Source organism: Niveispirillum sp. SYP-B3756 (genome assembly GCF_009495745.1).
Taxonomy (GTDB): domain Bacteria; phylum Pseudomonadota; class Alphaproteobacteria; order Azospirillales; family Azospirillaceae; genus Niveispirillum.
The window spans coordinates 1-13,394 of record NZ_WIDQ01000032.1 but is presented as its reverse complement, the minus strand read 5'-3'; the positions used below and the strand labels follow the sequence as shown (position 1 = coordinate 13,394).

At 67.6% G+C, this 13,394-nt stretch carries 7 protein-coding genes; 3 read left to right on the top strand and 4 right to left on the bottom strand.

Annotated elements, in window-relative coordinates:
* Positions 1 to 152: 152 nt before the first annotated feature.
* The 4 genes from GE253_RS25175 to GE253_RS25160 form a co-directional block, all read right to left on the bottom strand.
* On the bottom strand, positions 153 to 353 hold the full coding sequence (locus GE253_RS25175) for a DUF4351 domain-containing protein (RefSeq protein ID WP_153206910.1): 201 nt from the start codon (positions 351 to 353) through the stop codon (positions 153 to 155).
* A 268-nt stretch (positions 354 to 621) separates the two neighbouring features.
* A complete protein-coding gene (locus tag GE253_RS26630; RefSeq protein ID WP_153206909.1) occupies positions 622 to 930 on the bottom strand; it encodes an Rpn family recombination-promoting nuclease/putative transposase in 309 nt (102 codons plus the stop codon).
* A complete protein-coding gene (locus GE253_RS25165; protein ID WP_173012836.1) occupies positions 927 to 2,654 on the bottom strand; it encodes a DUF2786 domain-containing protein in 1,728 nt (575 codons plus the stop codon). Before GE253_RS25165 ends, GE253_RS26630 begins: the two co-directional genes overlap by 4 nt.
* 370 nt (positions 2,655 to 3,024) lie before the next feature.
* A complete protein-coding gene (locus GE253_RS25160; RefSeq protein WP_173012835.1) occupies positions 3,025 to 7,566 on the bottom strand; it encodes an AAA family ATPase in 4,542 nt (1,513 codons plus the stop codon).
* Positions 7,567 to 7,735: 169 nt separating this feature from the next.
* Here GE253_RS25160 and GE253_RS25155 point away from each other — a divergent pair, with 169 nt between their 5' ends.
* The 3 genes from GE253_RS25155 to GE253_RS26120 form a co-directional block, all read left to right on the top strand.
* Positions 7,736 to 10,411, top strand: a complete 2,676-nt coding sequence (locus tag GE253_RS25155) for a toll/interleukin-1 receptor domain-containing protein (protein WP_173012834.1) — start codon at positions 7,736 to 7,738, stop codon at positions 10,409 to 10,411.
* 590 nt (positions 10,412 to 11,001) lie between these two features.
* Positions 11,002 to 12,855: a hypothetical protein gene (locus GE253_RS26125; protein ID WP_211101595.1), complete on the top strand. Its 1,854-nt coding sequence runs from the start codon at positions 11,002 to 11,004 to the stop codon at positions 12,853 to 12,855.
* Positions 12,856 to 12,984: 129 nt separating this feature from the next.
* On the top strand, positions 12,985 to 13,394 hold a 410-nt coding region (locus tag GE253_RS26120; protein WP_211101594.1), incomplete at its 3' end, for a hypothetical protein.

The following is a 13,394-nucleotide window of genomic DNA, read 5'->3' as shown; positions in this document are numbered from 1 at the left end:
ACATTCATTGACGGGTTCTATAATCCTATACGGCGACACTCGGCCTTGGGCTACAAAAGCCCTATCCTGTTCGAGGCCGCCGCCTGACGGCGAGAAAATGGCTCTCCACTTTGCCAGGGCAAGTCCAATGCCTCCCTCAGACCCGATTGCGATCAACGCGGCAAACTGCCCGAGAACAAATCGTCCAGTTTTTCAGCCTCGAGAATGCGCTCGCTCCACGCGTCGAGTTGGTCGCCATCGGCGCCATGGACCCGAGCTTCAACATCGGGCGCCAGCGGCCCGAAACGGCGACGCAGCTGGCACAGGGCTTCGCGGGCGACTTTCAGCAGGCGCTTCCGAGTGACCCATCCCAACGCCCCCGTGCTTCAGGATCACAAGTCCAACCCGCAGCGAACGTTCCTGGGACAATTGCGCGTCGGGAATCCGGCCCAGATCGACGAGGCTGTAGTGGAAATCCAGTAAGTGGGTGGGGCCGGATCGCCGCCTCGGTTTCGGTCGTTTCGGCCAGCGACAGCGGCACGGTCCATTCCGTCGCGCCGTTATAGACCACCATCGTCACCAATGCCGGGAGTGGGCGCGACGAGCCGTCCGGATTCCGCCCCTCCATTCGATCCCAGTGTGTCAGGATCTGATGCTGATAGCCGAGTGAAGCGCGATGTGCGGCTCTGGCTTCGACTTTTGCTCGATCAGCGCGAAATCGGGAACCGGGCGGCCGGTGACGGTCTTGGTTTTGTACAGCCGGTCGATGCGGTAAGCGCGCAGCCGCTGCGACACGAAGCTTCCTGGCAGCCGTTCGCGCAACAGGGTTCCCGCCATGCCCGGTTTATCGGGCAGGGTCTGGAAGAACTGGTCGTGGCGCTGGATGGGGCGGGACGGCATGTCGCGGTCGGGGGGGCGGTGGGAATGGTGCCGCGAGGCCAGGCGGTTCATTCCCCCGATGTCGATGCGCCGCCGCCGATCTTCGGCTCGAGTTCGAACGCCTGACCGGCGGCGCGGCCGGCATGGTAGGCGTCCTTCAGGACGCTTCGTCCCGTCTGAACCGCTTTCTCGGTGAAGCGCATACCGAGACGGGCCAATTCCTGTTCCACGATGTCGGCCTTCAGCGGCACCAGATCGCGCCCCGTGCTCTTCAGCGTGGCCCGGCTGCGCTGGCGCTTCAGGTCACTGAGTTTGCCGGCGATCTCGTGGACCATCCCCGCCTGGAACGACCGCGTCGCGCTGGCCTTCTGATTGGAAGGATGGTCGGCGTAGAGTGGCCCTGCCTTGAACGCCGCCGTCTCGACCACGATCGCTTCGCCGATCAGGTCATGCAGACACCGCGCCGCCGTCACGTCGACCGGCAGGCCGAAGAGCACAAAGCGCAGGTCGCCATCCCTTCCCGTCTCGATCCAGTAGCGGCAATCGCAGAAGCGGGCGATGACCGGCATGGCGTCGTCGATCGGTGCCCGGCGCTTGCGACCGGTCTCGATGGCTGTCCCCTCGCAGGTCTGCTGGCGCATTTCCAGTTCGGACAGGGACAGGCCGTGGCGGTCGAGAAGTTCGGCGACCTTGGCGGCGGCGGCCAACGCCTCCTCCTCGGTGCAGCCCTGTTCGACCGTCTTGGCCTGCAGCGCCTGGATGCGCGCGCGAAGCCGGTCGAGTTCGGCACCCGCCTCGTCGGTGGCCTTGCGGCCCGAGGCCGGTCGGGCGCGGCGATTGAGTTCATCGAACAGGTCACGGTAGAATACCGGGATCTCACCGGTGCGGATGGCGCGGGCGATCTCCGCTTCGAACGCTTCCAGGATCTCGCCGGCGGCGGCATTGCCGACCGCCGCGCGGCGGTGCAGCGTTTCCATCTGCAAAACCGCGATCCGCTCATAGGCGGCGGCGAGCCGTCCGTTCCCTCCCTCACGGGCGACGCGCAGATACTGGATGACGGTGATCAGGTCGTCGACACTCGTGCGACCGCGAATGACGTTCTCCTGCTCGGGCGACGGATCGCCCGACGCCCAGGCCGCCGCGATTTCATGGAACACATCGTCCGGGGGCGCCACGTCCTCGTGGTCTGCGCCGCTTCCGAAGATTCCCGGCAGCACCAGCCGCATCTCGGCGATCGCGTCGCGGTACAGCGCCTCGGCGCAGCGGGGGGGATTGGCGAGAGCGCGACCGTCGCGCGACAGCCAGGGCCGGATCGTCGTCAGTGCATCGTTGTCAAGCAGGACGGCGGCGCTGATCAGCACGTGGAAATCGTCCAATTTCACCAAGCGCCCGGCAAGCCGCGCGCCCGGCGCCGCGATCGGCTCCAGCCCGAAGGTGACCAGCGTGAACGCCTCCCCCGTCAACAGGTCGCGCGCCGGATGGCGCCCGGCGGCGGCAACCCCGGTGATCGTGAACAGGGTAAAGCGATGGTCGGCCAGGGCCGCCACCACCGTTTGGCGCGATCCAGCCGGGGCACGGGCCTGCTTGACGTGGCGTTCGACCGCCGTCGATCGCCCCGGCGGCGCGGTGAACAGGGCCAGATCGGCGACAAGCGCCAGGACGGCGGCGTCGAATCCGGGCGACATCATCAGCGTTTCGACTCCGCGCGGCATCAGCCTGGTGCCGACCTCCTCCAGCCGCCGCTGCGAACTTTTCTCGGCGACCGCCTGCATCTCCGCCGTCAGGGCATCAAGCAAACTTTCCAGAGCCCCCGTGCCGTTCCGCCCCCGGTTTCTCTCTCGTCCCATCTCAAACCTCAGTCATTCGGGGGCTGCATCGGCGACTGTGGCGTCGCTTCGCCTCGATCTTCCGATCAGCACCCGACTTTCCGTATCGCGCCATCACCATTTACCGCCGCAGTCGCGTCAAGCGGAATCCATTTCGCATTGGCGACAGGGGCCGCTCCGGCACGCCGCGCGCGGCCCATCCAAACAATTGCGGGGGTACGGCGGACCCGTGATGGCGAAGCTCAACCGCCGACCGAAATGCGAACAGTTACCGCAATAGAATCAGCCAATTACCGTTACGGAATCGCCACCATCATCAGTACCGCTGAACCCTCATGAATTATCTGGGTTGGGGGACCAACGGCGGCACCCCCGGCACATCGGCGCAGAGATCGCTGTTGATGAGCCCCTGCTGCTCCAGCGCCTCCCGCAGCGCCGGGAAAGCGTTCAATTCAGCCAGTCCGAGGCTGCGCGACCCAGGGCGGGGGAGGAGGAAGCGGGTGCAGGTGTCCCGAACCAGACGGTTCAGGGCTTGGGTCAGGCGGGTAACGTCCCAAATTCCGGCGGTCTGGTCCCAGGAGGCGGTAACGATGCGGGTGCCGTCCGGGCTGAAGGACGCGCTCCAGACCTCGCGTTCATGGCCGCGCAGAATGGCGATCTCCCGCCCGCTGACCGCATCCCACACGCGGGCGGTCTTGTCCGTGGAGGCGGTGACGATGCGGGTGCTGTCCGGGCTGAAGGACGCGCTCCTGATCCAACTGTCATGGCCGCGCAGAATAGCGATTACCCGCCCGCTGGCCGCATCCCAACCGCGGGCGGTCTTGTCATCGGATGCCGTGACGATGCGGGTGCCGTCCGGGCTGAAGGACGCGCTCCTGATTCTATCCTCATGGCCGCGCAGAATGGCGATCTCCCGACCGCTGGCCGCATCCCACACCCGGGCGGTCTTGTCATCGGACGCCGTGACGATGCGGGTGCCGTCCGGGCTGAAGGACGCGCTCATGATCCAACCGTCGTGGTCGCGCAGAATGGCGATCTCCCGCCCGCTAGCCGCATCCCATACGCGGGCAGTCTTGTCATCGGACGCCGTGACGATGCGGGTGCCGTCCGGGCTGAAGGACGCGCTCGAGATTACATTCTCATGGCCGCGCAGAATGGTGATCTCCCGCCCGCTGGCCACCTCCCACACACGGGCGGTCTCGTCCCTGGAGGCGGTGACGATGCGGGTGCCGTCCGGGCTGAAGGATGCGCTCCGGATAAAATCCTCATGGCCGCGCAGAATGGTGATCTCCCGCCCACTGGCCGCATCCCAAACCCGGGCTGTCTTGTCACCGGACGCCGTGACGATGCGGGTGCCGTCGGGGCTGAAGGACGCCTCGTCATGGCCGCGCAGAATGGTGATCTCCCGCCCGCTGGCCACCTCCCACACACGGGCGGTCTCGTCCCTGGAGGCGGTGACGATGCGGGTGCCGTCCGGGCTGAAGGACGCGCTCTCGATTCCAGCCTTATGTCCGCGCAGAATAGTGATCTCCCGCCCGCTCGCATCCCACACGCGGGCAGTCTTGTCCTCGGACGCGGTGACGATGCGGGTGCCGTCCGGGCTGAAGGACGCGCTCTCGATTCCAGCCTTATGTCCGCGCAGAATGGCGATCGCCCGCCCGCTGGCCGCATCCCACACGCGGGCGGTCTTGTCCCGAGAGGCGGTGACGATGCGGGTGCCGTCCGGGCTGAAGGACGCGCTAGTCATAGACGTCTCATGTCCGCGCAGAGTGGCGATCTCCCGTCCGCTGGCCGCATCCCACACGCGGGCGGTCTTGTCCATGGAGGCGGTGACGATGCGGGTGCCGTCCAGGCCGAAGGACGCGCTCATGATCCAACCGTCATGGCCGCGCAGAATGGCGATCTCCCACCCACCGGCCGCATCCCACACACGGGCGGTCTTGTCCCAGGAGGCCGTGACGATGCGGGTGCCGTCTGGGCTGAAGGACGCGCTCGAGATTAAATCCTCATGGCCGCGCAGAATGGCGATCTCCCGCCCGCTGGCCGCATCCCACACGCGGGCGGTCCGGTCCCCGGACGCCGTGACGATGCGGGTACCGTCCGGGCTGAAGGACGCGCTCGAGATTAAATCCTCATGGCCGCGCAGAATGGCGATCTCCCGCCCGCTGGCCGCATCCCACACGCGGGCGGTCTGGTCCCCGGACGCCGTGACGATGCGGGTACCGTCCGGGCTGAAGGACGCGCTCCAGATTGCATCCTCACGGCCGCGCAGAATGGCGATCTCCCGCCCGCTAGCCGCATCCCATACGCGGGCGGTCTTGTCATCGGACACCGTGACGATGCGGGTACCGTCCGGGCTGAAGGACGCGCTCCGGATTAAATCCTCATGGCCGCGGAGAATGGCGATCCCCCGCCCGCTGGCCGCATCCCACACGCGGGCGGTCTTGTCCCCGGACACCGTGACGATGCGGGTGCCGTCCGGGCTGAAGGACGCGCTGATGACCCCTCCTTCGTGCCCCACCAAAGCCCTGCTTTCTCCGACTATTTGCAAGAGAGCGCCCAGCACCTCCCGCACGCCGGCCTGCTCCGCGATCCCATCCCCGGCAATCCGGCGGGCGGCCAGCCCCAGGCGGGCGGCAAAGTGATAATCCCCTTTTTCCATCTGGGCGAAGGCTTGATCCACAAATATCCGGGCCAGGGCCAGCCGGGTTGCCTGGCCGCTGTCCCAGGCCTGCCAGCCGAATCCCGCCGCCGCCAGCATCAGCAGGCCCAGGATCGTCGCCGCCGCCCGGGTCCACAGTAATTGCTGCCGCCGGACCCGCCGCTGGTGCTCCGCTTCGCGCTGCTCCGCCGTCACCGACGCCTCAATGAACTCCACCAGTTCCGGCCCCAGATCCGCCCGCCGTCGGGCCAGCAGGTCCCTGGCATCGGTCAGCGGCTTGCCGGCGCGAAGCAGCAGGCTGGGCCGGTCCACCGGGGCGGCGGATCGCCACAGGGTGGCCTCCTGCTCCAGCCGGGCGCGCAGGGACAGATCCGCCCTGTCCCTTTCCACCAGCGCCACGGCGTCGGGCCAGTGGGTCAGCAGCGCCTCATGGGCCAGGCGCAGCACCGGCGGACCATTTTCCACGGCGGCGGCCACCAGCAGACGGGCGGACGGGTGCAGCATCGCGTCGGCCAGGGTGCGGCGGGGGTCCCCCTCCGCCAATTGGGCCAGCGGCAGGGAACGGGCGGCGGGCTTGCTGTCCGCGTCCTGCCCGACGGTGACCAGGATGCGCAGCAGCCCAGGCAGGGCCGCCCGCACCGCCGGTTCGGCCGCCGCCACCACCTGTTCGGCCCGGCGGGCGATGGCGCCATTCAGCCCGCCGATCTCCGCATAGGCGGCGAAACGCAGCATTCCGGTTTCGTCGCGGCGCTGCCAAAGCTGGTCCAGGCAATATTCAAGCAATGGCAGATTGCCAATTTCGGCGGCAGCATCCTCACGGATCACGTCGTCCAGACCGATCCCGACATCGTTGCGCTCGAAACGCAACCCGGCCTCCCGGGCGGGCAGGGTGATGATCTGGGCGATTTCCGCGCCCCGCGGCGGCTCCAGCAGATAGATCCCATCGCGCGACAGGGATAACAGCGCCGGCAGCTCCGGCATCCGGTCATAGAAATCGGCGCGCAGGGTGGCGACGATCCAGACCGGCCCGGCCTTGGCCAGCAGCGCCAGCACCCGCACAAATTCCCGGCGCGCGTCATCGCCGATCCGCCGGTCAGTGAACAGTTCCTCCAGTTGGTCCAGCACCAGCAGCAGGCGGGAGCGTGCGATCTCGGTCAGGCCGGCGGCCTTTCCGGCCTGGTCAAGCCCCTGTTCGATGACGAAGGGCACGCCCTCAGGGTCACGCAGAAGCTGGCCGTGCAGGTGTTCCACCGTGTAGCGCAGACCACCCAGTTCCGGCAGGGCGCGCAGGATGGCGGCGGCCAGGGCGGCCAGGGGCTGGCCCGGGACCGGCGGATCGGTGGGGCGGAAGATGGCATGGCGGCACAGGGCCACGCGCTCCACCATCCCCGGCAGGGACAGGTGCGGCAACAACCCGGCCTTGACCAACGAAGACTTGCCGGAGCCGGAATTGCCAGTGACCAGGACAAAGCCATTGCCGGCGGCGCTGCGCCTTGCCAGCAGGTCGCGCAGCTCGTTACGGGCGCGGGTGCGGCCGAAGAACACGGGCGCATGTTCCGGCTCGAACGATTCCAGGCCGCGGAACGGGCTGCCCTGGTGCCAGCGGATGGTCGTCGGGCCGGTCGCATCGCCCCCTGTCGCCTCCAACCGGCGCAGCAGCAGACCACGCAGATGCAGGGCGATCTGCTCCTCGAATCCGGTGGTGTCGGCGAAGGTATGGAAAGCGGCCAGGGCGGATTTGCTTTCCGCATCCAGGAACCAGCGGTTGGTAAACGCCTCCAGCGCCCGCCTTTGCGCCCGCTGTTCCTCCAGCGCCACGTCATCATCCAGGCTGGCCATCACCCGGGCATCCTTGCGATAGACCAGCAGGTCCGGCCGCCCGTGCCCCTTGCTGGCGGCAAGGGCGTCTTCAAATTCCCATTCGGTGCCGGTCACCGGCGTCCGGCCACTGACCGCCCCGGCATAGTCTGAAGCCGGCAGATGCAGGCCCAGGCGGGACCAAAGGATGACCAGCACGATATCGGTGCCGCTTGGCTTTGGAATATTGCGCGGATCCTGGAAGTGATGGGTGGCCAGCAGCGGCTCCCGCTCCCACAGCACCGGTTCCAGCCGGAAATGGTGGGCGAATTCCTGATCCAGCCGGCGGATCACCGTTTCGGCGACCAGCCGCTCTGGCCGCACATCGGCGGGCGAGGAGATGAATATCCGCAGCGTTTCCATACTTGCTCGCCTCCGACTGGCGCGAACAGGGTAAGGCTGCCTATCTCCGACGGCAAGATCGGAAAGTTGTACAATGACGGTGATTGTTTCGCTCGGCGATTGCCGGGCACCGACCGGACCTGTATCCTGCATTGCGGATCAAACAGCCGGTCCTTCAAATAGGGGCGTGATGGCGCGGATATTCATCTCCCACTCCAGCCGGGACAATGCCGAGGCGGCGGCGCTGAAACAATGGCTGGGGGAGCAAGGGTTCGACCTCACCTTCCTGGATTTCGACGAAGACAGCGGCATCCCGCCGGCCGCCAACTGGGAACAGACGCTCTACCGGGAGGTGGAGCGGTCACAGGCGATGCTGCTGGTGCTGACGCCGAACTGGATGGCGTCGAAATGGTGTTTCGTCGAATTCGCCCAGGCCCGCGCCCTGGGCAAGAAAGTATTCCCGATCCTCCATACGCCGACCGGCGAACAGCTGGTTGGCCAGGATCTGCAGCGGATCGACCTGCTTGGCGACCGCCAGGGCGGGCTGGAGCGGCTGGCGCGGGAATTGCGCACCGTCTCTCAACTTTCCTCACCGGACGGGTTCGACCTGCCCAAGGGGGTGCGGCCCTTCCCCGGCCTGTCGCCCTTTGCTGAGGAGCAGGCGGCGGTGTTCTACGGGCGCGACCTGGAAATCGCCGCTGCGCTGGAAAAGCTGCGCGCCTGCCACACCAATGGCGGACCCAGGCTGTTTTTCGTCCTGGGTCCGTCGGGCAGCGGCAAATCCTCGTTCCTGCGCGCCGGTCTGCTGCCCCGGCTGCGGCGCGATACCGGCAACTGGATCGTGCTGCGCCCCATCCGTCCCGGGGCCAAACCGCTTGACCCGCTGCTGGATTGCCTGACCCATGCCCTGACGGACGACCCGGCCGTGGTCGCGGACTGGCAGCGGCGCCTGTGCGGCCCCGATTCGGCCACCGCCTTGTATGATCTGGCCCGCCAGCTCCGCCGCCATCACGGGCAGCCCGATGCCAGCATCCTGGTGCCGCTGGACCAGTTTGAGGAGGTGCTGACCCAGACCCCGGCGGCGGAGCGGGCCGCCTTTCTGGTCCTGCTCAGCCGGATGGCGGCGGCGGATTCACCCTTTCTGCCGCTGGCCACCCTGCGCTCCGACTATCTGCCAGGCTTGCAGCAGGAACCGGCCCTGACCGTTCCTTACAAACCGCTGCTGCTGGATAAAATGCCGCTGGAGCGGATCGGCGATCTGGTCCGCAAGCCCGCCCGTATCGCCCATCTGGCAGTGGAAGAAGGGCTGGTGACGCAACTGATCCAGGACGCCGCCACCAGCGACGCCCTGCCCCTGGTGGCGTCGGTGCTGGAGGAGCTGTATGACCGGCGTGGCGACGACGCCAGCCTGACCCTGGCCGCCTATGAAAGCCTGGGGGAGCGGGCCAGGGGCCTGACACCGGTGGATAATAACATTCGCCGCCGGGCGGAGACGGCGCTGGAGAGTGCCGGGCGCAGCATTGCCGACCGGGAGGCCGACGAGGCGGCCCTGCGGGAGGCCTTCATCACCTGTCTCGTCCGCCTGACGGAAGCCGGCGGTACCTTTGTCCGCCAGCCGGCCCAACTGGCCGACCTGCCGGAACGGGCGCGGCCCCTGATCGAGCAATTGGTAGCGGCGCGGCTGCTGGTCCGGCGCGGGCAGGAGGATGGCGGCCTTGGCGGCAAGGTGGAGGTGGCGCACGAATCCCTGTTCCGCGTCTGGCCCCTGTTGGCCGGCTGGCTGCGGGAGGAGACGGAATTCCTGTTGGGGCGGGAACGTCTGGCCATCGACCTGAAGGAATGGCAAGCCCTGCCACCAGCCCGCCGGCCAGACGGGTTGCTGCGCGGGCTGTTCCTGGACCGGGCCCGGAACTGGCTGCACGCCCATCCGGGCCGGTTCGGCGAGGCGGAGCGGGCGTTCATCCTTGCCTCCGACTTGGCGGAACGGACGGACGGGGCGCGCAAACGCCGGATGCGGCGGGCGCTGACCGGGGCGCTGGTCGCCATTGCACTGATCTTCGCCGGCGGGGCCGGGGTCAGCTATTATTATTACCGCCAGGCCGAACGGACCCTGGCCCAGGCCACCGAAGCCGCCAATACGCTGGTGTTCGATCTGGCGCAGAAATTCAAGAACCGCGGCCTGCCCAACCAACTGGTGCGCGCCATTCTCGACCGCGCCATCACCCTGCAGGACACGCTGGCGGCCGACAATGGCGACAATAAAGCCCTGCTGCGCAGCGGCGGCGCAGCCCTGGATGAGCGGGCGCAATCCCTGGCCAATTTCGGCGATCTGGCCGGTGCCCTGGCAGCCGCGGAACAAAGCCTGGAGATCGCCCGCCGGCTGGTCACGCTGGAGCCGGAGAATACCCAGTTCCTGCGCGATCTGGCGGTCAGCCTGCACCGGGTCGGTGAACTTGTCGGGCGCCGCGATCCGGATCAGGCGGGCAAGCTACATGCGGAGGGGCTGGGGATCTTCCGCTGGCTGGTCACGCTGGAGCCGGAGAATACCCAGTTCCAGCGCTATCTGTCCCTCAGCCTGAACCGGGTCGGTGAACTTGTCGGGCGCCGCGATCCGGATCAGGCGGGCAAGCTGTTTGCCGAGGGACTGGAGATCGCCCGCCGGCTGGTCACGCTGGAGCCGGAGAATACCCAGTTCCTGCGCGATCTGTCGATCAGCCTGGAGCGGGTCGGTGATCTTGTCGGGCGCCGCGATCCGGATCAGGCGGGCAAGCTGTTTGCGGAGGGGCTGGAGATCCGCCGCCGGCTGGTCAAGCTGGAGCCGGAGAACACCCAGTTCCTGCGCGATCTGGCGGTCAGCCTGAGCTAGGTCGGCGATCTTGTCGGGCAGCGCGATCCGGATCAGGCGGGCAAGCTCTATGCGGAGGGGCTGGAGATCTTCCGCCGGCTGGTCACGCGGGAGCCGGAGAATACCCTGTTCCTGCGCGATCTGGCGGTCAGCCTGGACCGGGTCGGTGATCTTGTCGGGCGCCGCGATCCGGATCAGGCGGGCAAGCTCTATGCGGAGGGGCTGGAGATCGCCCGCCGGCTGGTCACGCTGGAGCCGGAGAATACCCAGTTCCTGCGCGATCTGACGGTCAGCCTGGATCGGGTCGGTGATCTTGTCGGGCGCCGCGATCCGGATCAGGCGGGCAAGCTCTATGCGGAGGGGCTGGATATCCGCCGCCGGCTGGTCACGCTGGAGCCGGAGAATACAGAGTTCCAGAGCGATCTGGCGGCCAGCCTCGCTAAACTGGCCAGTATCGGCGCTCAGCCCCGGGAGCGGCTGACCGAAGCACTGGCCATTCTCACCCGGCTGCAGGCGAAAGGCCTGCTGACCAAGGACCAGGAAGGCTGGATCGGTCAGATCAAAGCCGTCCTGGCCCAACTGCCCCCAGCGTCCGCCGGAACAAAACAGCCATGACCGACCATCCGCCCAAGCCCCGCCTGTCCCTGTCCGTCGCCATTACCGGCCACCGGCCCAACCGGCTGCCGGAACATGCCCAGGCCGGGGTGGCGCTGGCATTGGAAGGGCTGTTGCAGCGCCTAGCCGCTGCCACCCATCCGGTGCTGGCCACCCACGCGACCCTGTTCAGCCCACAGCCGCCGCGCCTGACCCTGCTGTCGGCCCTGGCGGAGGGGGCGGACCGGCTGGCGGCGGAGGCGGCCCTGGCCCAGGGCTGGGGGCTGGAAGTGGTGCTGCCCTTCGCCCAGGAGGAATATGCGGCGGATTTCACCGAGGCGGGCGCGCTGGAGGCTTTCCAGGCCCTGCTGGCGCGGGCGGATGCGGTGCTGGAATGGCCGGGCAAACGCGACCGGGCCGATCTGGCCTATGAGGCGGCGGGGTTGACCCTGCTGGATCATGCCGATCTGCTGATCGCCGTCTGGGATGGCGGCCCCGCCGCCGGGCGCGGCGGCACCGGGGAGATCATGCAGGCGGCGGTGCGGCGCGGTATGCCGGTGATCATCGTCGATGCCACCGGGCAGCGGTCGCCGGAACTGCGCTGGACCTCCCGGGTTCCCTATCCGCGTCCGGCGGCGTTCATCGAGGATCTGCCGGGGGCCGGGACGGAGGATCTGACGGCCCTGGTCGACGATCTGTTGGCCCCGCCGGCATCGACGGAAGCCGACGGTCGCCCGGACCCGCATGGGGAGGTGGAGCATCTGGCCACCTATCTGCAGGAGAAACGCTGCGGCTTTCACGGTCGACCGGAATGGCACCTTCTGCACGCCCTGGCCCTGGTGCGGCGGCCACGCCGCACCGACCTGCACAGCCGTTCGCCGGAAGCCTGCACCAGCGATCTGCAGGGCCGCCCGGCGTATCTGCCTGCGATCACCGCCGATGCGTTCGGCTGGGCCGATGCCCTGGCCACGCATTACGCCCAGATCTTCCGCAGCGCCTTCGTCGCCAATTTCCTGTTCGCCGCCCTGTCGGTCTTCGGGGTGGCCCTGTCGCTGCTGGTGATCAAAAGCCTGAACTGGCTGGGCGACGAGATGAAATGGACCTTCGTGCTGGCGGAGCTGCTGCTGATTTCCCTGGTGCTGCTGAATACCGGTCTGGGCCACCGCACCAACTGGCACCGCCGTTGGCTGGAGGCGCGGGAGGTGGCGGAGCGGCTGCGGGTGGCCGTGCCCATGATCGGGCTGGGCTGTCGCCCGGCGGGCGGGCATGGCCGCGCCCGCATCTGGACCGGCTGGTACAGCCGCGCCCTGCTGCGCGCCAGCGGCCTGCCGCCGCTCCGCTTCACCGCCGATGTGATCAGCAGCGGTCGGGAGGGGCTGGCGACATTGCTGCGCGACCAATGCAGCTATCACCAAACCACCCATCAACGGTTGCACCGGATGGAGCACCGGCTGGAATTATTCGGCGAGGTCTTGTTCCATGCCACCCTGATCATCGTCATCCTGTATCTGGCGGCGGTGGGGGGGGATCATCTTTGGCTTGACGGCGCGCTGGAACATGGGCTGGACGAAATCAGCCACGACCTCTGGCACCGGATCACCTATGGGGTGACGGCGGCCACCGTCGGCCTGCCGGTGCTGGCCACCGCCGCCTATGGTATCCGGCTGATCGCCGATTTCGAAGGCAATGCCAGCCGCTCCCACCGGATGGCTTCCGAGCTGGATCAACTGCTGGCCGCCCTGGCAAAGGACGATCCCGCCGACCTGCCGGCGGCGCAGGACCGCGCCCGCCAGGCAGCGGAGATCATGCTGGGCGACGTGGCCAACTGGCGTCTGGCGGCGGAAGGGCGCGGGTTGGCCAAACCGGGGTAAAGGACCATCGGTTTTTCCGTCGGGTCGGATCATCACCTCAGAATCCCCGCAATCTTCAGGTCCAGGATCAGGGCGCGCAGCGCGGCGCGCACGTCTTCCAGGGTGGAGCCATCGGCGTCCAGGCTGCGGGTGAAGGCGGTGCCGGAAGGATTGGGCCAGACGGCGGCTCAGGTGGTTCTTGCCCGGATGGCCGGCGTTGAAGGCGGTGTAGCGACCGGCCCCGGTGGTATCCGAGATCGGCGCGCCGCCGGTCGTAGAGAACAGGTTCAGGATGGCCGTGTTCTGCGATCCACCGTCAATGCGGATGCCGGGGACCGGGCCGAGGCTCTCGGCATAGAAGTTGACGATAAGGTTCTGGTCGGTGGCAAAGCCGAGCCGCAAGCAGGCCTCCGCCCCCGGATGCAGGTTGGCTTTGGACTTGCCCTGGCAAAGTGGAGAGCCATTTTCTCGCCGTCAGGCGGCGGCCTCGAACAGGATAGGGCTTTTGTAGCCCAAGGCCGAGTGTCGCCGTATGGGATTATAGAACCCGTCGATGAATG